The sequence below is a fragment of the Lentisalinibacter salinarum genome, from assembly GCF_040706555.1.
In the GTDB taxonomy this organism is placed as follows: domain Bacteria; phylum Pseudomonadota; class Gammaproteobacteria; order Steroidobacterales; family Woeseiaceae; genus Lentisalinibacter; species Lentisalinibacter salinarum.
Genome location: NZ_JAPDRH010000003.1, coordinates 506,710 through 528,648, shown reverse-complemented (window position 1 = coordinate 528,648; position 21,939 = coordinate 506,710). Strand labels below are relative to the sequence as shown.

At 68.9% G+C, this 21,939-nt stretch carries 24 protein-coding genes; 13 read left to right on the top strand and 11 right to left on the bottom strand.

Annotated features, from left to right (window positions below; genetic code table 11):
• Positions 1-77: 77 nt before the first annotated feature.
• The 3 genes from ACJMKZ_RS13020 to ACJMKZ_RS13010 all read right to left on the bottom strand — a co-directional run bounded on the left by ACJMKZ_RS13020 (position 78) and on the right by ACJMKZ_RS13010 (position 4,741).
• Entirely contained in the window at positions 78-1,160 is a 1,083-nt protein-coding gene (locus ACJMKZ_RS13020; RefSeq protein WP_405233635.1) for a type IV pilus twitching motility protein PilT, read from the bottom strand.
• Positions 1,161-1,167: 7 nt separating this feature from the next.
• Positions 1,168-2,262, bottom strand: a complete 1,095-nt coding sequence (locus ACJMKZ_RS13015) for a type IV pilus twitching motility protein PilT (RefSeq protein WP_405233634.1) — start codon at positions 2,260-2,262, stop codon at positions 1,168-1,170.
• Positions 2,263-2,353: 91 nt separating this feature from the next.
• Positions 2,354-4,741, bottom strand: coding sequence for a HEAT repeat domain-containing protein (locus ACJMKZ_RS13010; protein WP_405233633.1), 2,388 nt, complete (start codon positions 4,739-4,741; stop codon positions 2,354-2,356).
• 339 nt (positions 4,742-5,080) lie between these two features.
• Between ACJMKZ_RS13010 and apbC the strand changes: the two genes are divergently transcribed.
• Together apbC and dcd are read left to right on the top strand one after the other, a co-directional pair.
• Positions 5,081-6,175 (top strand): iron-sulfur cluster carrier protein ApbC, encoded by a 1,095-nt coding sequence (gene apbC, locus ACJMKZ_RS13005; RefSeq protein WP_405233632.1) that lies wholly within the window; start codon positions 5,081-5,083, stop codon positions 6,173-6,175.
• A 3-nt stretch (positions 6,176-6,178) separates the two neighbouring features.
• Positions 6,179-6,745 carry a dCTP deaminase gene (dcd, locus tag ACJMKZ_RS13000; protein WP_405233631.1) on the top strand — a complete coding sequence of 189 codons (567 nt, stop codon included), beginning with the start codon at positions 6,179-6,181 and terminating at the stop codon, positions 6,743-6,745.
• Here dcd and ACJMKZ_RS12995 read toward each other — a convergent pair.
• Genes ACJMKZ_RS12995 through purM form a run of 3 tightly spaced genes read right to left on the bottom strand, consistent with a single transcriptional unit; the run spans position 6,709 to position 9,295 of the window.
• Positions 6,709-7,587, bottom strand: coding sequence for a DUF3108 domain-containing protein (locus ACJMKZ_RS12995; RefSeq protein WP_405233630.1), 879 nt, complete (start codon positions 7,585-7,587; stop codon positions 6,709-6,711). The two genes, dcd and ACJMKZ_RS12995, sit on opposite strands and share 37 nt — an antisense overlap.
• A gap of 11 nt (positions 7,588-7,598) precedes the next feature.
• On the bottom strand, positions 7,599-8,261 hold the full coding sequence (gene purN, locus ACJMKZ_RS12990) for a phosphoribosylglycinamide formyltransferase (RefSeq protein WP_405233629.1): 663 nt from the start codon (positions 8,259-8,261) through the stop codon (positions 7,599-7,601).
• Positions 8,258-9,295, bottom strand: coding sequence for a phosphoribosylformylglycinamidine cyclo-ligase (purM, locus tag ACJMKZ_RS12985; RefSeq protein ID WP_405233628.1), 1,038 nt, complete (start codon positions 9,293-9,295; stop codon positions 8,258-8,260). The genes purN and purM overlap by 4 nt, the downstream gene beginning before the upstream one ends.
• Positions 9,296-9,479: 184 nt before the next feature.
• Here purM and ACJMKZ_RS12980 point away from each other — a divergent pair, with 184 nt between their 5' ends.
• Genes ACJMKZ_RS12980 through hda form a run of 4 tightly spaced genes read left to right on the top strand, consistent with a single transcriptional unit; the run spans position 9,480 to position 12,890 of the window.
• Entirely contained in the window at positions 9,480-10,568 is a 1,089-nt protein-coding gene (locus ACJMKZ_RS12980) for a DUF2066 domain-containing protein (RefSeq protein ID WP_405233627.1), read from the top strand.
• Between the two features lie 15 nt (positions 10,569-10,583).
• Positions 10,584-11,147, top strand: coding sequence for a CDP-alcohol phosphatidyltransferase family protein (locus tag ACJMKZ_RS12975; RefSeq protein WP_405233626.1), 564 nt, complete (start codon positions 10,584-10,586; stop codon positions 11,145-11,147).
• The gene (locus ACJMKZ_RS12970; protein WP_405233625.1) at positions 11,144-12,214 is read left to right on the top strand and encodes an AI-2E family transporter; all 1,071 of its coding nucleotides are present in this window, start codon (positions 11,144-11,146) and stop codon (positions 12,212-12,214) included. The genes ACJMKZ_RS12975 and ACJMKZ_RS12970 overlap by 4 nt, the downstream gene beginning before the upstream one ends.
• Positions 12,207-12,890, top strand: a complete 684-nt coding sequence (gene hda / locus ACJMKZ_RS12965) for a DnaA regulatory inactivator Hda (RefSeq protein ID WP_405233624.1) — start codon at positions 12,207-12,209, stop codon at positions 12,888-12,890. Before ACJMKZ_RS12970 ends, hda begins: the two co-directional genes overlap by 8 nt.
• Here hda and ACJMKZ_RS12960 read toward each other — a convergent pair.
• From ACJMKZ_RS12960 to arsC, 3 genes are read right to left on the bottom strand one after another with little or no spacing between them, the layout of a single operon-like run.
• Entirely contained in the window at positions 12,887-13,225 is a 339-nt protein-coding gene (locus tag ACJMKZ_RS12960) for a hypothetical protein (RefSeq protein ID WP_405233623.1), read from the bottom strand. The two genes, hda and ACJMKZ_RS12960, sit on opposite strands and share 4 nt — an antisense overlap.
• Positions 13,226-13,233: 8 nt before the next feature.
• Positions 13,234-13,827: an NAD(P)H:quinone oxidoreductase gene (wrbA, locus tag ACJMKZ_RS12955; protein WP_405233622.1), complete on the bottom strand. Its 594-nt coding sequence runs from the start codon at positions 13,825-13,827 to the stop codon at positions 13,234-13,236.
• Complete coding sequence (gene arsC, locus ACJMKZ_RS12950; protein WP_405233621.1) at positions 13,824-14,180, bottom strand: arsenate reductase (glutaredoxin); 357 nt, start codon at positions 14,178-14,180, stop codon at positions 13,824-13,826. Before arsC ends, wrbA begins: the two co-directional genes overlap by 4 nt.
• A gap of 206 nt (positions 14,181-14,386) precedes the next feature.
• On the opposite strand from arsC, the gene ACJMKZ_RS12945 reads away from it, so the two are divergent.
• Positions 14,387-14,683 (top strand): DUF4398 domain-containing protein, encoded by a 297-nt coding sequence (locus ACJMKZ_RS12945; protein ID WP_405233620.1) that lies wholly within the window; start codon positions 14,387-14,389, stop codon positions 14,681-14,683.
• 27 nt (positions 14,684-14,710) lie between these two features.
• Positions 14,711-14,998 (top strand): acylphosphatase, encoded by a 288-nt coding sequence (locus tag ACJMKZ_RS12940; protein WP_405233619.1) that lies wholly within the window; start codon positions 14,711-14,713, stop codon positions 14,996-14,998.
• 43 nt (positions 14,999-15,041) lie between these two features.
• On the opposite strand, the gene ACJMKZ_RS12935 is transcribed toward ACJMKZ_RS12940, so the two are convergent.
• Both ACJMKZ_RS12935 and ACJMKZ_RS12930 read right to left on the bottom strand, forming a co-directional pair.
• Positions 15,042-15,647 (bottom strand): transglycosylase SLT domain-containing protein, encoded by a 606-nt coding sequence (locus tag ACJMKZ_RS12935; protein ID WP_405233618.1) that lies wholly within the window; start codon positions 15,645-15,647, stop codon positions 15,042-15,044.
• A 6-nt stretch (positions 15,648-15,653) separates the two neighbouring features.
• Positions 15,654-17,360 (bottom strand): proline--tRNA ligase, encoded by a 1,707-nt coding sequence (locus ACJMKZ_RS12930; RefSeq protein ID WP_405233617.1) that lies wholly within the window; start codon positions 17,358-17,360, stop codon positions 15,654-15,656.
• A 191-nt stretch (positions 17,361-17,551) separates the two neighbouring features.
• Here ACJMKZ_RS12930 and ACJMKZ_RS12925 point away from each other — a divergent pair, with 191 nt between their 5' ends.
• The 5 genes from ACJMKZ_RS12925 (at position 17,552) to ACJMKZ_RS12905 (ending at position 21,892) form a co-directional block, all read left to right on the top strand.
• The gene (locus tag ACJMKZ_RS12925) at positions 17,552-18,151 is read left to right on the top strand and encodes a phosphatidylserine decarboxylase (protein WP_405233616.1); all 600 of its coding nucleotides are present in this window, start codon (positions 17,552-17,554) and stop codon (positions 18,149-18,151) included.
• Between the two features lie 34 nt (positions 18,152-18,185).
• Complete coding sequence (gene pssA / locus ACJMKZ_RS12920) at positions 18,186-18,950, top strand: CDP-diacylglycerol--serine O-phosphatidyltransferase (protein ID WP_405233615.1); 765 nt, start codon at positions 18,186-18,188, stop codon at positions 18,948-18,950.
• Positions 18,947-19,720 carry a uracil-DNA glycosylase gene (locus ACJMKZ_RS12915; protein ID WP_405233614.1) on the top strand — a complete coding sequence of 258 codons (774 nt, stop codon included), beginning with the start codon at positions 18,947-18,949 and terminating at the stop codon, positions 19,718-19,720. The genes pssA and ACJMKZ_RS12915 overlap by 4 nt, the downstream gene beginning before the upstream one ends.
• The gene (rimI, locus tag ACJMKZ_RS12910) at positions 19,717-20,193 is read left to right on the top strand and encodes a ribosomal protein S18-alanine N-acetyltransferase (protein ID WP_405233613.1); all 477 of its coding nucleotides are present in this window, start codon (positions 19,717-19,719) and stop codon (positions 20,191-20,193) included. The genes ACJMKZ_RS12915 and rimI overlap by 4 nt, the downstream gene beginning before the upstream one ends.
• 118 nt (positions 20,194-20,311) lie before the next feature.
• Positions 20,312-21,892 (top strand): peptide chain release factor 3, encoded by a 1,581-nt coding sequence (locus tag ACJMKZ_RS12905; RefSeq protein WP_405233612.1) that lies wholly within the window; start codon positions 20,312-20,314, stop codon positions 21,890-21,892.
• Positions 21,893-21,939 lie beyond the last annotated feature (47 nt).

Below are 21,939 nucleotides of genomic sequence, written 5' to 3'. Positions count from 1 at the left end.
TCGGAGTGTCTTCCTGGGGAGGCAGGGATTATGCCAGAGGCACGGCAGCGGGCGGGCGGCGGGTAGGCCGGGTCGGCTCAGTTCTCGTCCTTCATCGGCTCGAACTTGGACTTGTTGATGGCCTTCTGGTAGGCCTCCCTGCCGCTGATGAAACGCCGCTCGTAGAGTTCGCGCAGGGCGGTATCCATGGTCTTCATGCCCATGGCCCCGCCGCTCTGCATGGCGTTTTCGAGCTGATCGATCTTGCCCTGGCGAATCAGGTTGCTGATGGCAGGCGTATTCACCATGATCTCGAGCGCCGCCACCCGGCCCGGCTTGCCCTTCGTGGGCACGAGCTGCTGGGAGATCACGCCGCGCAGCGAGGTCGAGAGCATGGTGCGGATGTGCGCCTGCTTGTCGTGGGGGAAAGCGTTGATCATGCGGTCGATGGTCTGGGCGGCGCCGTTGGTGTGCAGCGTGCCCATGACCAGGATACCCATCTCGGCCGCCGTCACCGCGATGCTGATGGTCTCGAGATCGCGCAGCTCGCCCACCAGGATCACGTCCGGGTCTTCGCGCAGGGCCGAGTGCAGGGCGTCGGCGAACGACGGGCTGTGCACACCCACTTCGCGCTGGCTGATCAGGCAGCCCTTGCGCTGGTGCACGAACTCGATCGGGTCCTCGATGGTGAGGATGTGGCCCTTCAGGCGCAGGTTGATCGCGTCGATCATCGCGGCCAGCGTGGTGGATTTGCCCGAGCCGGTCTTGCCCGTGACGAGGATCATGCCCTGGGTCTGGCGGCAGAGGTTCTTCACCACGTCAGGCATGGCGAGATCGTCCAGCGTCCTGGCCTCGGTGGGGATGGCGCGCAGCACGGCGCCGATGCCGTTGAGGTGGCGGAAGGCGTTGACGCGGAAACGGGCCAGCCCCGGCACCTCGTAGGCAAAATCCACGGCGTCTTCGGCCTCGAAATGCTTCTGGGCGACGCCGCTCATGATCTGGTAGAGCGCCTCCTGCACGTGCGCGGGCTCCAGCCGCTCGTCCCGCAACTCGTTGAGGTTGCCGTAGACGCGCACGCGCGGCGGGTCCATGGCCAGGAAGTGCAGGTCGGAGCCGTCCCGCTCCAGCGCCTCGCGCAGGTAGGGGTCGATCAGGTTCGCGCTTGCGGTCTCCGTACTCATCGGCCGCTCACGAGGTCGCGATGTCGAGCTTCGGCAGCACGTCCGTGTTGGTCACGAATCGCTGGAAGCGCTTCTTGTCGTGGGCGAAACGGAACGCATCGTCCGGGTCGATGGCCTTGGCCTCGATGGCCTCCAGCAGCGCCTGGTCCATGGTCTGCATGCCGAGATCGCGGCCGGTCTGCAGCTGGGCCGGGATCTGGTGGGTCTGGTCGCTCATGACGAGGTTGGAGATGGCCTTCGTGTTGATGAGTATCTCCAGCACGGCCTTGCGTCCCCGTCCGTCCGGCGTCTTCACCAGCACCTGGGTGACCACGGCGTTCAGGCTCTGGGCCAGGAAGCTCTTGGTCTGCTCCCGCAACTCGCCCGGCAGCGCGTCGATCATGCGGTCGATGGTCTTCACCGCGCCGGTGGTGTGCAGCGTGCCCAGCACGAGATGGCCTGTCTCGGCCGCCGTCATGGCCATGCTGATGGTCTCGGCGTCTCGCAGCTCGCCCACGAGGATCACGTCCGGGTCCTCGCGCATGGCCGAGCGCACGCCGTCGGCGAAGCTCGTCAGGTGGGTGCCGAGCTCCCGCTGGATGACCTGGCAGTTCTTGCTCGGGTGCACGAACTCGATGGGGTCTTCCAGGCTGATGATGTTCAGGTTCCGGTGCCGGTTCAGGTGGTCGATCATGGAGGCGAGCGTGGTCGACTTGCCCGTGCCGGTGGAGCCGGTCACCAGCACCATGCCCTGGTGGTAGTCGCAGAATTTCTCGATCACCGGCGGCAGGTCCAGCGACTCCATCGTCGGGATGTCTGTGGGTATGTGGCGGAACGTCGCGCCGATGCCCGTGTCCTTGCGGAACAGGTTGACGCGGAAGCGACCGCCGTCCTCGCTGACGTAGGAGAAGTCGAGATCGTGGCCGCTCTCGAATTTGTCCAGCTGGGACTTGGTCAGGATCTCGGCCACGTAGGTGTCGAGCTCGGTGTCGGAGAGTTCGCGAAACTTGATCGGCATGAGGTCGCCGTGCATGCGCAGCATCGGCGGCACACCCACCGCCAGATGGACGTCGGAGCAGCCCTGGGCCAGGCCGAGTTTCAGGAATGCGTCTATGCGTGCCATGTCTGCGCCTGCTCGTATCATGCGGGTGCGTTCGGCCCGCGCAGCCCTATGCTATGGCCTAACGGCACGGATGACCAGTGCGGCGGCGGTGTCAGAGCTCGATGGCTTCGAGTTCGTCCCTCAGCTCGGCCATGGAGGGGTGGCGCTTGTTCTTGTCCACGGACATCGTGCGATTGACGAGAGCGGCCAGGTCGTCGGGAATCTTCGGATTGACCTCCTGGCACTTGCGGGCCTTGCCCTGGACGTGCTGGTACATCACGGACATGTGGTCGCCCCGGGTATAGGGCGGCGTGCCGGTCAGCATCTCGTAGATCATGACGCCCAGGCTGTAGATGTCCGCCTTCTCGTCCACCCGCTTGCCGAGGATCTGCTCCGGCGCCATGTACTTCGGCGAGCCGATCACGTAGCCGGTCTTCGTGAGCTGCGTGTCTCCCGCGGTGGCCGCCGCCGCCACGCCGAAGTCCACGATCTTCAGGATGCCCTCCTCGTTGATGAGGATGTTGGCGGGCTTCAGGTCGCGGTGGATGACGCCGGCCTCGTGGGCCACCATCATGCCCGTTGCGATGTCCTTGGCGAACTTCAGCGCCTTGGCGAACGGCATCGGTTTCTGCGCCGCGATCTCGGCCCCCAGCGTGTGGGACGGGAAATACTCCATGGAGATGGCGTACAGGCCCTGCACGCTCAGGAAGTCGTAGATGCGGATGACGTTCGGATGGGTGATCTTGCGCGAGAACCGGAGCTCGTGGACGAAGCGCTTCATCATCTCCTCGTCCGAGGAGACGTTCGGGTTCAGGAACTTCAGGATCAGCCGCTCGTCCACGACCTTGTCCTGCATCAGCAGCACCGTGCCGAAGGCGCCCTTGCCGATCTTCTCGACGAAGATATAGCGGTCGTCGATGACGTCGCCCGGCTCCAGCGTGGAGATGTCCAGCGGCTGCTTGCCGCCGACGTCCTCGATGATGCTCTGGATATCCTCGTTCTCGATCAGCAGCGTCTTCGCCGGTTCGGCGGCCAGCTTCTCGGCCTTCACATTCTGGTGGCGCACGTCCGACGAGAAGCGGGCCTCGAGTTCCTTGATGGCCTTGTCCGCCGTGTTGACGATGATCGAGTCGTCCAGCTGCTTCATCTTCTCCAGGTAATTGCGGATGGGCTCGGCCTTGGACTCGTCCGCGAGGTGGGCAATCGCCTTGATGGCCTCCACCCGGATCTCGCGCTCCTGACGGTTCAGCATGGGCAGCAGCTTCTCGATCACCGTGGCATTGCCGATCTTCGACAGTGCGCGCACCACCGAGGCGTCCGACTTGGGGTGCTGGCCGAGCATCTTGGTGAGCGCCGGCAGCGCCTTCGTGCTGCCGATGCCGGCCAGGGCGTCCACGGCTCGCTCGCGCACCCACCAGTCCGGGTCCTTCGTGGCCTCGATCAGGTGCTTGACGGCGCTGTCGTCCTTGGTGGCGTTCAGGATCTCGATGGCGGCCCGGCGGATCTCCTGGTCCTCGTCCCGGATCAGTGCCAGCGCGGCGTTCATCACCTTCGGCCCGCCGATCTTGGCCAGCGCGTCGGTGGCGCGTGCGCGCACCCACCAGTCGTCATCCTGGAGCGCCTGCAGCAGGTCCTTCACCGAGTCCGTCGTGCCGATCTCGTTCAGCACCTCCACCGCGGCGCGGCGGGGATATTCCGACTCGTCCTTCAATGCCGGGATGAGGTGGCGCACGGTGGCGGGATCGTTGATGCGGATCAGCAGGTCCACGGCCTTGGTCTGCACGTCGTAGTCCGGGTCCAGCAGCAGGGTGGCGATCAGCTCGACGTTCTGCGCGCCGTCCATGCGGGCCAGCGCGGTCACGGCCGCCTGCCGGATCATCTTGTTGTTGCTCTTCAGCTGCCGCTCCAGCGCCGCCGCGACGTCGGGCCGGCCGAACTTGCCGAGGATGTTGATGAGGTGCATGCGGACGAAGGGGTCCTTGCCTTCGAGCCGCGCGATGAGCTCCGGCACCATGTCTTCGTCGACGACGTCGTCGATGATCTTGAAGATCGCCGCCTTGTCGTTGTGCTCGAGTTCGTAGGACTTGGTCAGCAGGTCGCGCACGTTCAGCTTGCGCTTGTGCACGTTCAGTATCTCGATCACGGCCGATTTGGAGACCTCGTCGTCGTCCAGCAGGGCGAGGAGGTCGTTCGGGTTCAGGTTGCGGGTGCTGGACAACGCCCAGGCCGTCCCGGAGACGACCCGCTGGTTGCCGTCGGAGAGTCCTTCGATGAAATGCTTCAGGCTCTTCGGGCCGGCCAGCTCGGCGAGCACCTCGACGAACAGGATGGTCTGCTGCTTGGTGCTGTTGGCCAGCGCATCGATCACGCGGGGCACGGCTGACGGGCCCATGGTCTTCAGCTTGCTGGCCGCTTTCTGGGCGGCCGGCGAATTCGTATCGCCCGCGCCGACGATATCGGCGATGAGGCGATCGGTTTTGAATCCGCTGAGTAGAGCCATCCTGCCTCGCTGTAAACCTCGGGCTTCCCGGCGCAGGCCGGCTGCAAATCCCGCGCAGAATACGTCCCGTCAGCCGCGCTGCCGCTCGCCGTCGGCGGGCGGGCGATCCGCGGACTCGGGATTGCGGGATGTCGACATTCCGGGTCGTCCCCTCTGATAGCCGGATTATGCCATAAGCCCGCCTGCAAGCCGCGACTTCCGGCCTCGATCGTGACATCGGTCACGCCTGCGGGGGGGGCGTGGGCCGGGCGAGACCCGGCAGCGGCCGGGCCCGCCCGGCGACGCAATCTTCGTTACAATGACGCGCTTCGTAAAACATTCGCAAGAGAGGCAAGAGCTGTGACCGCAGACAAAGATCCGGAGATCGCCGCCGCGGCCGAAGCCGTTCGACTCCCCGTCATCGAGATGCCACTGGCCCGGGTGGGCAGTGTCGACCACGCCGTCAGGGATGGCGCTACGGCGCGCGTCCGCGTGACGCTCAGACTGCCGGTGGAAGGCATTCGCAGCTCCCTCACGCGGGCCCTCGAGGCTGCGGTGGCAGCGCTCGAGGGAATCGACGAGGTCGAGATCGAGATGACCGCCAAGATCCGGGCCCAGTCGGTGCAGCACAACCTGAAGCCGCTGCCCGGGGTTGCCAATATCATCGCCGTGGCCTCGGGCAAGGGGGGAGTGGGCAAGTCCACCACTGCCGTCAATATCGCCCTGGCACTGGCTGCGGCCGGTGCGCGTGTCGGTATCCTGGACGCCGACATCTATGGTCCGAGCATCCCGCTGATGCTCGGCCTCGAGGGCGAGAACCCGGTGACCGAGGACGGCAAGAACATGGAGCCGCTGGAGGCGCACGGATTGCAGGCCATGTCCATCGGTTTCCTGGTGGACGCCTCCCAGCCCACGGTCTGGCGCGGCCCGATCGTGACCCAGGCGCTGAACCAGCTTCTCAACCAGACCCGCTGGCGGGATCTGGACTACCTGATCGTGGATATGCCGCCCGGCACCGGGGATATCCAGTTGACCCTGGCGCAGCAGGTGCCGGTGGCCGGCGCCATCGTCGTCACCACGCCCCAGGACATCGCGCTGGCCGATGCCCGCAAGGGCCTGGAGATGTTCCGCAAGGTCTCGGTCAATGTGCTCGGCGTCGTCGAGAACATGAGTACGCACATCTGCAGCCAGTGCGGGCACGAGGAAAGGATTTTCGGGGCGGAGGGCGGGCGCCGGCTCGCCGCCGAGACCGATGTCGAGCTGCTCGGCGAGCTGCCACTGGACGCGAGCATCCGGCAGAATGCGGACGGCGGCATGCCCTCGGTGATGGCCGATCCCGACGGCTCGATCGCCGAGGCCTACCGCGGGGTGGCATTGCGGGCTGCCGCGATCCTGGCCTCGGCCGGCAGGGACTACAGCCGCGCCTTCCCCAAGATCGTGGTCGAGGATTCCTGAGCGATGAGCATCAAGTCCGACCGCTGGATCCGCCGCATGGCTGCAGAGCACGGCATGATCGAGCCCTTCGAGGCAGGCCAGGTGCGCGCGACGGGAGACCGGCCGATGGTCTCCTACGGCACGTCGAGCTACGGCTACGACGTGCGCTGCTCACGGGAATTCAAGATATTCACGAACATCAACTCGGCGATCGTCGACCCGAAGGCCTTCGACGAGAACAGCTTCGTTGACGTCACCTCGGACGTCTGCATCATCCCACCCAACTCGTTCGCGCTGGCGAGCACCGTCGAGTACTTCCGCATCCCGCGCACGGTGCTAACGATCTGCCTGGGCAAATCGACCTACGCGCGCTGCGGGATCATCGTGAACGTGACGCCGCTCGAGCCCGAGTGGGAAGGCCACGTCACGCTCGAGTTCAGCAACACCACGCCGCTGCCGGCCAAGATCTATGCGGGCGAGGGCGTGGCGCAGATGCTGTTCTTCGAGTCGGACGAACCCTGCGAGGTCTCTTACAAGGACCGCCAGGGCAAGTATCAGGGACAACGGGGCGTGACGCTGCCCCGGGCCTGAGGATCGGATGACCCGGACGGATTCAGTGGAGACGGGTCCAGTGGACGATAGTTCTTGAGCCGGGCCGTGACCTGCTTCTGGTCGCCCTTGAACTGTTCGATCATCACCGGCATCCAGTCCAGCTTCGGGGCGTAGTGGATCAGCACGCTGCGGCTGGAGCCCACCCGCTGACGACGGAATGCGACCGTGTGGTAGCTGCCGGCGGGTGAGTCCACGACCCGCGTGCCTTCCGGCCGGTATTCGACGGTGCGGTATTCGTTGCGCTCGATGGTCGTGTAGGGCCCGAGGTCGGCCGTGGCCGTGGCGAGTTCGTGGCGGACCACCATCTGCTCTGTGGCCCGGTCGAGGGTGCCGGGCCGCAGCTCCAGGGTGGCTTCGTGCCCCTTGTAGGTGGCGACCGCTGCGTCTTCCTCCGGCCGGAAGCGCACGGTGCTGGAATCGTCACCGGCGTCCTCGTGGTAATACAGCGGCTGGAAGCCGTCCTCACCGTAGCGGAAGCGGCTGCACTCCACTTCCTCGCCGGCCACCAGATTCGCCAGTCCCCGCGGGTCGCTGGTAATTCTGAAAATGTAGACTGCCGGTTGGTCCGCCGGGGCCAGCTGCATGATCACGTCGCCGCCGAGGCCGAGTACCGTGGCCTTCGCCTCGTACACCGCGACGAAAGGTCGCAGCCCGGGCGGCGCCGTCTCCGCCGTCTCGGTCGTCCGTGCAGGCTCGCTGCGCGCCGGCGTGCCTGCGACGAGCGCGGCGAGCAAGACGAGCAACAATCGGGTGGCGGGGGTCATGGCGGCGATTCGGTCCTTGCTGGCGATGATCAGGAGTTCACGATTTCGAGTCCACAATCACGGGTCCATCATCTCTGCTCCGCGATTACGGGCTCGTGCAGCGCGCGCCCGTCCAGTTCGGGGACGCCGTCGGCCAGTCTCAGCCTGCCGCTGGCGAACCAGTCGGCGGCCCGTGGATAAATAATGTGCTCGGCCGCCTGAACGCGGGCTGAAAGCGATGCCTCGTCGTCGCCGGGCAGCACCGGTACACGGGCCTGTATGACAGCGGGGCCGCCGTCGAGTTCGTCGCTGACGAAATGCACCGTGCAGCCGTGCACCGAGTCGCCGGCCGCGAGGACCCGCCGATGGGTGTGCAGTCCCCGGTAGGCGGGCAGCAGAGACGGATGCACGTTCAGCATGCGGCCCGCGAACTCCTGCACGAAGGCACTGCCGAGGATGCGCATGAAGCCGGCCAGCAGCACGAGGTGAGGGTCGTGGCGGCGGATCTCGGCGGCCAGCGCCGCATCGTAAGCCTCCCGGTCCGGCACCTCATCCGCCGGCACGGCGGCTGCCGGGATGCCGGCCCGCCGCGCGCGTGCGAGCCCCGGCGCGTCCGCGCGGCTGGCGACGACCGCGGCGAGGCCGAGTGGCAGGTTTCCCGCCGCGACGGCGTCGATGAATGCCTGCAGGTTGGTGCCTTCGCCGGAGATCAGCACCACGGCGCGGACGGTGGTCTCGCCGTCCGCGCTCAAGAGATGATCGCGCCGCCGTCGCCGGCGGCGATCTCGCCGATGAGCCAGGCCTGCTCTCCCTGCTCCGCCAGCAGTGCCAGCGCCTCGTCGGCGCGTTCGCGCGGCAGGACCACCGCCATGCCGATGCCGCAGTTGAATGTGCGGAGCATCTCCGCCGGGGCGATATTGCCCGCCGCGGCCAGCCAGTCGAAGACCGGCGGGGCCGTCCAGGCGCCGCGGTCGATGCGGGCCTCGGTGTCGGGCGGCAGCACACGCGGCAGATTCTCCGGCAGGCCGCCTCCGGTCACGTGGACCAGGCCGTGCACGGGCATGGCACGCAGCAGTGCCAGCAGCGGCCTGACGTAGATCCGGGTGGGGGCGAGCAGCGCCTCGCCCAGCGGCTGTCCGTCCACGGACTCGCCGCCGGTGCCGAGGGCGGTGCCGCTGGCCTCCAGGATGCGGCGGATGAGCGAGTAGCCGTTGGAGTGCGGGCCGGAAGAGGCGATGCCCAGCACCGCGTCGCCCGGGGCGATGCGGCTGCCGTCGATCAGGTCCTCCCGGTTGACGACGCCCACGCTGAAACCGGCCAGATCGTAGTCGCCGCGTGGGTACATGCCGGGCATCTCGGCGGTCTCGCCGCCGATCAGCGCGCAGCCGGCGCGGCGGCAGCCCTCGGCGATGCCGCTGACCACCGCGGCGGCCTGTTCCACGTCGAGGGCGCCGCAGGCGTAGTAGTCGAGGAAGAACAGGGGTTCCGCGCCCTGGACGACCACGTCGTTGACGCACATCGCCACCAGATCAATGCCGATGGTATCGTGCCGGTCGAGTATGCCGGCCAGTTTCAGCTTCGTGCCGACGCCGTCGGTGCCCGCCACCAGGACCGGCCGCGGGTAGCGCTCGAGATCCAGGGCGAACAGGCCGCCGAAACCGCCCAGCCCGGCCAGCACCCCCGCGCGGCGCGTGCTCTCCACGGCCTCGCCGATGCGCTCCACCAAGGCGTTGCCCGCGTCGATGTCGACGCCGGCGTCCTTGTATGTCAGTTGCTTGTCGCTCATCGGCCGATGTGTCCCGGGCGGTGGCCTCAGGCCGGGGGGAGAACGATATAATAGAGATTGAAGTCCTGCTCGGAAACCGCGTCTCATGCATCCAACCGCACGAAGCACCGCCGGCGTGCCTCGCGGAGCGGGTCGGCCGCTCCGCCTCGCTGCCCTCCCGGCCCGCGTCGCCGCCGCCATTGTCATGGCAATTGCCGTCGTCCTGTCCGCGGCAGCGCCGGCCAGCGCGGCGGAGGTGGCGGACCTCTACACCATCCAGGTGCCGGCGGACCGGAGCGAGTCCGACTGGCGCGAGCAAGCCTACCGGCGCGCGTTGTCCCAGGTTCTGGTGCGCGTCACCGGCCAGCGCACGGCGGCCGGGGATCCGGCGCTGGAGGCGTTGTTCGAGGATCCGACGCGGCTGGTGCAGGGTTATCGGCGGGGCGCGGAGGAGACGCTGTGGGTCAGTTTCGACGGCCGTGCCATCGCGGCGCGCCTGCGGGAGGCCGGCCGCGCCGTATGGGGCAGCGAGCGGCCGGTGACGCTGCTGTGGCTCGCGGTAGACCGGGGCGGCGGCGACCGCGATCTGATCGCCGCCGAGGACGGGCCGGCTCCGGCGGCGGTCCCGGGACGCTCGACTCGGCAGCTGGACGGCGCCGATCGCGACGGTTTCCTGCGCCAGCGCGTCGAGGACGTGGCACGGGCCAGGGGACTGCCCTTCGTGTGGCCGCTGCTCGACGCCCAGGACCGGGGGAGCGTGGCGTTCAGCGACGTGTGGGGCGGTTTCGAGCAGCCCGTGCTCGAGGCGTCTTCCCGCTACGGCGCGAACAGCATCCTGCTCGGGCGCATCGACGCGGACGGCCGCCAGCTGCCGCGCTGGACCTGGTATTTCGGCGGCGAGCAGCGCCAGTGGCGCGCCTCGATCGAGGATGCCGTGCATCGGGTCGCCGACCTCATGGCAGGACAGCTCGCGGCCGTCGGCGACGAACGCGCGAACCCGGTGCGTCTCACGGTGACCGGCGTCGAGGACCTGGCCGCATACGCCGACATCAGCCGCTACCTGACCTCGGTGAGCATGATCCGCGACCTGCGCCTCGAGCAGCTCGCCGACAACGCGCTCACCTACCGACTGGAATTACTCGGCGCGTCCGACCGGCTCGGCCGGGTGCTGCGCCTGAGCGGGCGATTCGGCACTCTGGAGGAGGTGGTAGATCCGGCCGCTACAGGCGGCGAAGTGGGCGCAGCAGGGCAAGTGCGTGAAGTGCCGGACCTGACCGTGGCCTACCGACCCTGAGTCGCCGGCGCCCCGATGAACCTTAGCTGGCTGCCAAATTTCATTTCGGTGGTCCGCATCCTGCTGATCCCGCCGACGCTCTATGCCATTGCCGTGGGCGCCTATCCGGTGGCACTCGCCCTGTTCTTCTTCGCCGGCTTCTCCGACGGCGTGGACGGCTTTCTCGCCAAGCGCTTCGCCTGGCAGAGCCGGCTGGGTGCGCTGCTGGATCCGGCGGCGGACAAGCTGCTCGTGGCCGGGGTGTTCCTCACCCTCGCCGCGGTGGGCCTGGCGCCGGTGTGGCTCGCGGCAGTGGTCATCGTCCGCGACCTGGTCATCGTGGCGGGGGCGCTCGCCTACAATTTCCTGATCGCGCCGGTAACCGGCCAGCCGACGAAGATCAGCAAGGTGAACACCGCGATCGAACTGCTCTACGTCCTGAGCGTGCTGGGCCACGCCGGCTTCGCCTGGCCGCCCGACATCACCCTGGTGGTGCTCGGCGCCGGCGTGCTCGTCACGGCGGTGGTAAGCGGTATCGACTACGTGCTGTCCTGGGCCCGCCGGGCCACGGAAGGAGCCCGGGAGGAGAACAGAGCATGAGTGCCGAGAATCGAATCTTCTGGCTCGTGGGTGCGGCCATCACCGCGTGGCTGCTCTATCTGCTGGCGCCGGTGCTGACGCCGTTCGTGGCGGCGGCCCTGCTGGCCTACGTCGGCGACCCCATGGCGGACCGGCTGCAGAAGCTGAAGCTGCCGCGCTCGCTGGCGGTGCTGGCGGTGTTCCTGCTGACGTTCGTCGTCATCGGCGCGATCGTGCTGCTGGTGCTGCCGCTGGTGCAGGCGCAGATCGGCGCCCTGCTGGAGGCGCTGCCGCGCTACATGCAATACGTCGAGGAGCGGCTGCTGCCTCTGGCCCGGCAGTTCATCGACGGCGAGGGCACGGGCCAGGGTATCGGGCTGGCCGCTTTCCTCTCGGACTACGGCAGCATGGCCGGTCAGTGGGGCAGTCGCGTGCTCGCCTCGCTCGGCCGTTCGGGCGGCGCGCTGGTGGCCGCCTTGCTGTCGCTGTTCCTGATACCGATCCTTACATTCTACCTGCTGCGCGACTGGGACCTGATCATGGCCCGGCTCGGCAGCCTGGTGCCGTCGTCGCGGCGGGAAACCGTGTTCCGCCTGTTCCGTGAGACGGACGAGGTCCTGGGCGCCTTCCTGCGCGGCCAGCTGCTGGTGATGGCCGGGCTCGCCTTCATCTACACGCTGGGCCTGACGCTGCTCGGCCTGCAGTTCGCGCTGGCCATCGGCGTCGTCTCCGGCCTGGTGAGCTTCGTGCCCTATCTGGGCTTCATCTTCGGCATCGCCCTGGCCGGCCTGACGGCGGTGAACGAGCCCAACGCCCTGCTGATGCTGCTCGGCGTGGTCGCCGTATTCTCTGTGGGCCAGTTCATCGAGGGCAGCGTGCTCACGCCGAAGCTCGTCGGCGACCGCATCGGGCTGCATCCCGTGGTCGTGATCTTCGCCGTGATGGCCTTCGGCCAGCTGTTCGGCTTCTTCGGCATCCTGCTGGCGCTGCCGGCGGCGGCGGTGCTGTCGGTGCTGGCCCGGTTCGCCTATCGCAGCTACCTGGCGGAAGGCGCCGGTCCGGGTCCGGACGGGGGCGGAGATGGTTGACGGCCCGGCCCGGGGACAGCTGCCGCTGGCGCTGGCGCTGCAGGATCATGCGGTGTTCGAAACGTTCCGTGCCCCCGGGGACGGGGCGTTGGCGGCGGCCGCGAAGGACCCGGCGCCGCCGGGCCTGTGGATAGCCGGCCCGCCGGGGTGTGGCAAGAGCCACCTGCTGCAGGCCATCTGCGCCCATAGGCCGGAGCGCCGTTGCGCCTACGTGCCGCTCGGCAGCGCGCCGGCACCGGAGATGCTCGAGGGGCTGGAGGCGCTGGATCTGGTCTGCCTGGACGATATCGACCGGGTCGTGGGTGACGAGCGCTGGGAGCGGGCGCTGTTCCGGCTGGTGAACGGGCTGTCGCTCGCGGGCGGCCGGCTGGTGGTCGCCGCTGCCGGGCCGCCGGCGGAGCTCGGTATCCGACTGCCGGACCTCGTCAGCCGTTGCCAGGCTCTTGCGTTGTTCCGCCTGCGTTATCTGGACGACGAGGAGCGCCTCGAGGCGCTGCGGGCCCGCGCCAGGTTTCGTGGCTTCGACCTGCCGGCCGACACGGCGCGCTACCTGTTGCGCCGGGTGCCCCGGGACATGGGGCGGCTGACCGCACTGCTGGACCGGCTCGATACCGCGTCGCTGGCCGCCTCCCGGCGGCTGACCATCCCCTTCGTCCGCGAGGTGCTCGGCACCTAGCTGCGGCGGCGGGCGATCCTCACCACCGGGACCAGCAGGAAGAACGCCAGCAGCGAGACGGCCGTCACCGTGGCGGCCAGGACCCGCGCGGTCGGGTTCGCGATCGACTCCATCAGACCGAAGCCGGCGTAGCCTGCGCTGCCCAGCAGCGCCAGCAGGAACGAGTCCGGTCGGCGCAGCAGCATGAACGGCAGGGTGAGTCCCACCGGCAGGGCGGTGACGATCCAGGCCCACACCGGGGCGGTGCCGGGGCCCGCCGCCACGAGTGCCATCGACAGCACACCGGCCGCGAGCCAGGCCGCGGTGGCCGGTAGCCAGAGCGCGATCGGCAACACCGGGCCGCTCAGCGGGCCAGCCTCAGGGCGGTCTCGGCCACGCGCCGGCCGAGGGCCCGCGCGAGCGTGACCTCGTGGCCGGTGAGGCGCGGATTGGCGTCGGGGCCGGCCACGTGACTGGCACCGTAGGGCGTACCGCCGCTGGTCGTCTCGGTCAGCGCCGCTTCGCTGTAGGGGAGGCCTACGATCAGCATGCCGTGATGCAGCAGCGGCACCGCCATGGTCAGCAGCGTGGCCTCCTGGCCTCCGTGCAGGCTGCCGGTGGAGGTGAACAGGCCGGCGGGCTTGCCGATCAGCTTGCCGGCCAGCCACTGCGCCGAGGTTCCGTCCAGGAAGTACTTCATCGCCGCGGACATGTTGCCGAAACGGGTCGGGCTGCCGAGCACCAGCCCGTCGCATTCCACCAGGTCATCGGTCGTAGCGTAGGGCGGGCCGTCCCCGGGCACCGCGGGCGCGCTCGCCTCCGTCTCGGCGGAGACCGCCGGTACCGTGCGCAGCCGCGCCGCGGCACCTTCCACGCCGTCCACGCCCCGGGCGACCTCGCGGGCCAGGGCTTCGGTGGCGCCGGTCCGCGAGTAATAGACCACCAGGATCTCGCTCACGTGCGCAGGATCCCGTGCACGTTTTCGGGCGGCCGGCCGATCGCTGCTGCATCGTCGTCGCGGACCACGATCGGCCGTTCGATGGCCGCAGGATGCGCCGCGAGCCACGCCGCCGCGGCATCGTCGGCGAGGGCGTCCACCGTCTCCCGCTCGCTGCGGTAATCCGGATCGTTGCGGCGGATCAGATCCTGCGGCCGGCAGCCCAGAAGTTCGGTAATGCGGAGCAGCGTGGCGGCATCCGGCGGTTCCTTCAGGTACTCGGTGACCGTGACGGCAACACCGGCCTCCTCCAGGAGAGCGAGTGTCGCCCGGGACTTGGAGCAGCGGGGATTGTGATAGATGCGGTAGTTCATCGTTCTCGACTTCTTGTCCTCGTCGGCCCTGGCCGGCGCGTAATGTACCAGCAGGAGTTTCCCCCGTCAGTCCCCGTGAATGCCATAAACCGCCGTTTCTGGTCGGATTTTGCCTGCTTGACGGTCCCCGTGGCTGCTGCTAGCGTTCCGCTGTGATCTCGAAGTCTTCATTCTCCGGAGCGCCTCTCGCCGCCTGGATCGCGGTGGTGACGTTCCTGTTTTCGGCCGGCGGCTGCGCTTCCGGCGGCCCTCCGGTGCAGGAGATGAGCGATGCCCGCCAGGCCATCGAGGCCGCGCGGGAAGCCGGCGCCGAGGACCTGGCGGCCGGCGAGTTCCGTTCGGCGCGCTCCAGGCTCGTCAGCGCCGAGACCCACCTGAAGGAACGCAGCTTCCGCGCGGCGCGCCGCGACGCGCTGGCCGCGCGCGACCTGGCGGTACACGCCCGCGCGATCGCCGAGGCGGCACGTACGACCGGCGACGACGCCGAGGAACGGCTGCCCTGAGACGCGCTCCCGCCGGGAGGTTCCCCGATGTCCGATGAGATGGCGGATCGTCAGTGCCTCAGGTTCTTCGTCAGCGGCCGGGTGCAGGGCGTCTGGTTCCGCGCCAGCACCCGTGAGGAGGCCCGGCGCCACGGCATCACCGGCCACGCCCGCAACCTGCCGGACGGGCGCGTGGAGGTGCTCGCCTGCGGCGACACCGAGGCGCTCCGCCGCCTCGAGAATTGGCTGTGGCAGGGGCCCGAAGCGGCGCGGGTCACCGACGTGACGCGGGAGGAGGCGCCGGTGACGCCGCCCGGCGATTTCAGCACCGGCTAGGCCGTCGGCGGCGCGCCCGACGCGCCCCAGAGCCGCCCGGCGTTCAGATCCGGCGCCAGGTCAGACGCAGCTTGTCCAGCACCCGGTTCGAGTACCAGGACTTGCCCAGGCTGCCGTTGTAGCGGGCGAGGGCACGCTGCAGGTCGCCGTCCTCCATGTCGTAGTAGTAGCGCAGGATCGTGCAGCCGAGTCGCAGGTTGGTGTCGATGTGGAACAGGTTGTCGTTGGGCCGGCCGATCTCGTCCAGCCAGAAGGGCATCACCTGCATCAGTCCACGGGCGCCGGCTCTGGAGACGGCGAAGCGATCGAAATTGCTTTCCACGTCGATCACCGCCAGGACCAGTTCCGGCGGCAGGTCGACCCGCCGGGCCTCGTAGTGGACGCGTTTCAGGATGCGGACGCGCTCCGCCGGGTCGTCGATCCGGTTGCCGAGCCGCTGGGACATGTCGACCAGCCAGACCTCGGCGTGGAAGCGGTCGTCGAAGCTGTCGGCTTCCACCGCGGCCTCGCGCAGCAGTTCCCGCAGCACCGGGTCCGGTCCCTCCTGATCGGCGGCTGACGGGGCGGCCGCCGCGAGCAGCAGGCCGGCGGCCAGCAGCCCCAGGCCGCGCCGGCGCAGACCGTTTTCGGTTGCCGCAGGCCTGTCCATGGGCGGTTAGCTTACCGCCGGCTCCCGCAGCAGGGCGAGAACGGCATCACGCTTCAGGTTCCTCGACTCGGTGTCGCGGCGATGGCGGTACTCCAGTTCGCCGGCGTCGAGGCCGCGCTCCCCGATCACGATGCGATGGGGGATGCCGATCAGCTCGGCATCGGCGAACTTCACGCCGGGCCGTGCATCCCGGTCGTCCAGCAGCACGTCGACGCCCAGTTCACCCAGCTCGGCGTACAGCACCTCGGCGGCCTCGCGCACCCGCTCGGAGCGGTGCGCATTGATCGGCACGATAACCACCCGCCATGGCGCTATCGGTTCCGGCCAGATGATGCCGTTGTCGTCGTGATTCTGCTCGATGGCGGCGCCCACGATGCGGGTGACGCCGATGCCGTAGCAGCCCATCTGCATGGGGCGGTCCTCGCCGTCCTGGTCCTGCACCGTAGCGCCCATGGCCTCCGAGTACTTGGTGCCGAGCTGGAAGATGTGGCCCACCTCGATGCCGCGGGCGATGCTGAGCGTGCCGCTGCCGCCGGGCGTGGAGTCGCCTTCGACCACGTTGCGCAGGTCCACGCTGTCCGGTTTCGGCAGGTCACGGCCCCAGTTCACGCCGGTCAGGTGATGGTCGGCCTCGTTCGCGCCGCAGGCGAAGTCGGCCAGATGCGCTGCCGCGTGATCGACATAGACCGGGATGTCCAGGCCGATGGGCCCGACGAAACCCGGTGCGCAGCCGGTGGCGGCCAGCACTTCGTCCGCCTCCGCCATGCGCAGCGGGTCCGCCACGCCGGGCAGGGCCTGGGCCTTGACCGCGTTCAGCTCGTGGTCGCCGCGCAGCACCAGGGCCACCGGGCCCTCGTCGCCGGCGACCACCAGTGTCTTCACCAGGCGCGCGGCCGGCAGGTCCAGCGCCGCCGTCACCGCCTCGATGCTGCGCGCGCCGGGCGTGCGGACCTTCTCCAGCGCCGCGGACGGCGCCGGTCGGGGCTCCGCCGGCGGTTCCGTGCGCGCCATCTCCACATTGGCGGCATAGCCGTCCTCGTCGCAGTAGGCGATGGCGTCCTCGCCGGAATCGGCGAGCACGTGGAATTCCTGGGAGCGGCTGCCGCCGATCTCGCCGCTGTCCGCTTCGACCGCGCGGAACTTCAGGCCGAGTCGGCTGAAGATGGCTTCGTAGGCACGCGCCATGCGCTCGTAGGCCGCTGCCATGCCCGCCTCGTCCAGGTCGAAAGAATAGGCGTCCTTCATGATGAACTCGCGGGCCCGCATCACGCCGAAACGGGGCCGGATTTCGTCGCGGAACTTGGTCTGGATCTGGTAGTAGTTCACCGGCAGCTGACGGTAGCTCCTGAGCTCGCGCCGGGCGATGTCGGTGATCACCTCCTCGTGGGTGGGCCCGAAGCAGAAGTCCCGCTCGTGGCGGTCCTGCATGCGCAGGAGCAGCGGGCCGTACTTCTCCCAGCGGCCGGATTCCTGCCACAGCTCGGCGGGCTGCACCGCCGGCATGAGGAGTTCCAGCGCGCCCGCTCGATCCATCTCCTCGCGCACGACCGCCTCGATCTTCTTCACCACCCTGAGTCCGATCGGCATCCAGGTGAACAGCCCGGACGCCAGCCGCCGGATCAGCCCCGCGCGGAGCATGAGCTGGTGGCTCGGTATTTCGGCCTCCGCCGGGACTTCCTTCAGTGTGGTGAGATTCAGTTCGGAGGATCGCATCGGGTGTCCCCGGGGTTGTGGACGGGCCCCGGATTCTAGCCCGAATGGCGGCCGTACACACGGGATCGCCCGCGAGACCGACCATCGGCGGGGTGGCATCTCGCCGCCATTCAGCGCATGATCCGCGCATCTTTCTGACCGACCGGGAACCGATGCCGAGAACGGATTATCCACGCATAGCACCGGAAGGCATGCCATGGATACTGACGGCTCTGGCCGCACTCGCGGCGGGCGTGGCTCTCGTCGGCTGGTGGGCCGCCGTCCCTCTGGGTGCGCTGGTAGCTACCTTCGTCCTGTTGTTCCGGGACCCGTGGCGCGACATCCCCGCGGCGCCCCTCGGCGTGCTGGCGCCGGTGGACGGCGTGGTGACCGAGATTACCGGGGCGGGCCCCGGCATTCTGGACCGGGAGGCCGTGCGAGTCACCATGCGCATCAACAATTTCGGCGCCTACACGGCCCGCAGCCCCATCGAGGGCAAGGTCCTCGACCCGCGCGACAACCTCTCCGACCACAGTCGCTGGCTCGACGTGCACGGCATGTGGGTGCGCAGCGACGAGGACGACGACGTCGTGGTCCTCGTCCACGGTCCGAAACACGGCCCGAAGTGGTTCGGCGCGCCGCGGGCGTTCCTCGGCTACGGGGAGCGGGTGGGCCAGGGCCAGCGGTTCGCCTTCATGCGGCTCGCCAGGACCGCCGAGGTGTACCTGCCGGCGGACGCGTACGTGCGCGTGAAGACGGGGCAGAAGGTGCGCGCGGGGACCGACTCCCTGGCGGAACTGAGACGCCGATAGCGAGCCGCGCCCGTCCATCTTGTATGATTGCGCCGTGGGTGCATCCGACGAAAAACCGCGCCGCGGCATCTATCTACTGCCGAATCTGCTGACCACCACGGCGCTGTTCGCGGGCTTCTACGCCATCGTGGCGGCCGTGGACGGCAACTTCGAGGCGGCCGGCGTGGCCATATTCGTGGCTATGGTACTGGACGGTCTGGACGGCCGGGTGGCGCGTCTGACGGCCACCGAGAGCGACTTCGGCAAGGAGTTCGACAGTCTCTCGGACATGGTCTGCTTCGGCATTGCGCCGGCGGTGGTGGTCTACCAGTGGGGCGTGGCCCGGCTGGCCGAGTACAGCGTCGCCTGGGGCCGGGTGGGCTGGCTGGTGGCCTTCCTTTTCGCGGTGGCAGCCGCCATGCGGCTGGCGCGCTTCAACACATCGCCGGGCTCCCAGGACAAGCGCTTCTTCGTCGGGCTGGCCAGCCCCTCGGCGGCGGGCATGGTGGCCGGGTTCGTCTGGCTCAGCGCGCGGCACGGCATCGCCGGCCTCGGCGGTCTCGCGCTCGCCTTCGTGATCACCGCCATGGCCGGCGCGCTGATGGTGAGCAACCTGCGCTACTACAGCTTCAAGGAACTCAATCTCGGCAGCCGCATCTCGTTCCCGTATCTGCTCATCATCCCGCTGGTGTTGATACTGATCTCGCTGGAGCCGCCGGTGGTGCTGTTCTCCATGTTCACCGGCTACGCGCTGTCCGGGCCGGCGTTCTGGCTGTGGCGCCGGAGGCGGGGACGCCGTCAGGAGGCGGACGAGACATGACGGGCGGCGAGGGGGAACGGCTGGCCTACCTGCGCGCGCTCGGCATCGACGTGTGGATGCTGCGCGGCGAGGAGCCCGCCGACGAAGCCGCGGCCCCGCAGGAACCCGACGGGGAAGAGCCCGCCGCCCAACCGGCGGTGGCGGCCGGCGACGCGGTCCGGGCGGCGCCGGCGCCGGCAGATGCGGGGCCTCCGGCCGACCCGTCCGCCGACGGCTGGGAGGTGCTGCGGGCCCGGGTGAGCGGGTGCATGCGCTGCGCCCTGCACGAGGGGCGCACCCAGACCGTGTTCGGCGTCGGCAACCCGGACGCCGACCTCATGATCATCGGCGAGGCGCCCGGCGCCGAGGAGGACCGCCGGGGCGAGCCTTTCGTCGGGCGCGCGGGCAAGCTGCTGGACGAGATGCTGCGCTCCCTGGGCTTCGGACGGGACGACGTCTTCATCGCCAACATCCTGAAGTGCCGGCCGCCGGGCAACCGGGACCCGCGGCCCGAGGAGTCGGCGGAGTGCCGCCCCTATCTGCGCCGCCAGATCGCCCTGGTGCGCCCGCGGGTCATCCTGGCCGTCGGCCGCATCGCCGCCCAGGACCTGCTGGAGAGCGACGAGCCGATCGGGCGCCTGCGCACCCGGGCGCATCGCTTCCCCGAGGCCGACCTCCCCGTGGTCGTGACCTATCATCCGGCCTATCTGCTGCGCAGCCCGACCCAGAAACGCAAGGCCTGGCAGGACCTGTGCCGGGTCCGGCAGCTGCTGGCCGGGGAGGGCGCATGAACTCCGTCGTCCGCGAACCGGCGCCGCAGATGCGCGCCATGCTGCCCGGGGATCTGGCGCTGGTGGCCGACATCGAGCGTCGCAGCTACGAGTTCCCCTGGAGCCGGGGCATATTCCGCGACTGCCTGCTGGCGGGCTATACCTGCCTCGTGATCGAGGCGGAGGGCGAGGCGCGCGGTTACGGCATCCTGTCAGTGGCCGCCGGCGAGGCGCACCTGCTGAACCTCTGCGTGGACCGCCACTGGCGCCGCTACGGCTTCGGCGAGCTCTTGCTGGCCGAGCTGATCAGCCGGGCCCGCAATGCAGCGGTGCACCAGATGCTGCTGGAGGTGCGCCCCTCGAACGAGGCGGCGCTGCGCCTCTACCGCAAGTACGGCTTCCGGCCGATCGGGCGGCGGCGCGGCTACTACCGCGCCGATGACGGTCGCGAAGACGCCATGGTGCTGGCGCTGCGCCTCATCCCGGGCGACTAGGACCGCTGCCGCTGCCGGATGACCGGTAGCGGATCATCCGGCGCTGCCGGGAGCCTCTGGCAGGTCCGCTGCCCATCGGGTAGACTCGCCGCCTTTTTCCCGACCCCCGGGTTGACCCATGGCCACTCTGGAACAGGAGGTGCGGCGCCGGCGCACCTTCGCGATCATCTCGCATCCCGACGCCGGCAAGACCACGCTGACCGAGAAGCTGCTCCTGTTCGGCGGCGCCATCCAGCTCGCCGGCACCGTCAAGGGCCGCAAGGCGCGCCGTCATGCCACGTCCGACTGGATGAAGCTCGAGCAGGAGCGGGGCATTTCCGTGACTTCCTCGGTCATGCAGTTCCCGTACCGGGACCGTATCGTGAACCTGCTGGACACGCCGGGCCACGAGGATTTCTCGGAGGACACCTACCGCACGCTGACCGCGGTCGACTCCGCCATGATGGTCATCGACTGCGCCAAGGGCGTGGAGGAGCGCACCGTAAAGCTGATGGAGGTCTGCCGGCTGCGCGATACCCCCATCCTCACCTTCATCAATAAGCTGGACCGGGAGGGCCGCGAGCCCATCGAGCTGCTGGACGAGATCGAATCCGTGCTGGGCATTCAGTGCGCGCCGGTGACCTGGCCCATCGGCATGGGGCGGGATCTCAGGGGCGTCTATCACCTGCAGGACGACCGCATCTACGTCTACGAGAGCGCGGGCCGGGAGAAGGCGGGCGGGACCCGGGTCATCGAGGGCCTCGCATCCGATGAGGCGCGGGCATTCCTCGGCGACCGGGCAGCCGCCTTCGACGAGGAGATCGAACTCGTGCGCGGCGCCTGCCCGGATCTGGACCCGGAGGCCTATCTGGCCGCGCAGCAGACGCCGGTGTTCTTCGGCTCGGCCGTGAACAACTTCGGCGTCCGCGAGCTGCTGGACGGCTTCGTGGAGCTGGCCCCGGCGCCCCGGCCGCGGGAGGCGGGCGGCCGCGTGGTCGAGCCGACGGAGAAGGCCCTGACCGGCTTCGTCTTCAAGATCCAGGCGAACATGGACCCGGCGCACCGGGACCGCATCGCCTTCATGCGGCTGTGCTCGGGGCGTTTCACGAAAGGCATGAAGGTGCACCATGTGCGTCTCGGCAAGTCGGTGAAGGTGGCCGAGGCCATCACGTTCATGGCGGCGGACCGCCAGTCGGCCGAGGAGGCCTGGGCCGGCGACATCATCGGCATCCACAATCACGGCACCATCAACATCGGCGACAGCTTCTCGGAGGGCGAGGAACTCGTCTTCAGTGGCATCCCCAGCTTCGCGCCCGAGATCTTCCGCCGCGCCGTGCTGCGCGACCCGCTGCGTCTGAAGGCGCTGCAGAAGGGCCTCGACCAGCTGTGCGAGGAGGGCGCCACCCAGCTGTTCCGGCCGCTGCGCAGCAACGAGCTGATTCTCGGCGCCGTAGGCATCCTGCAGTTCGATGTGGTCGCCGCCCGCTTGCGCGACGAGTACGGCGTGGAATGCACCTTCGACACCGTGAACGTGCACACGGCCCGCTGGCTCGAGTTCCCGGACCAGAAGAAGCGCGAGGAATTCACCCGCCGCAATCACGATAACCTTGCGCTCGACCACGCGGAGGCGCTGGTCTACATCGCGCCCACCCGGGTCAATCTCCAGCTCGCCGAGGAACGCTGGCCGGACGTCCGCTTCCACGCCACCCGGGAGCTGTAAACCGGCGCACCCCTGCTATAGTCGGCCCGTCGCGGCGAGCCTCCGGA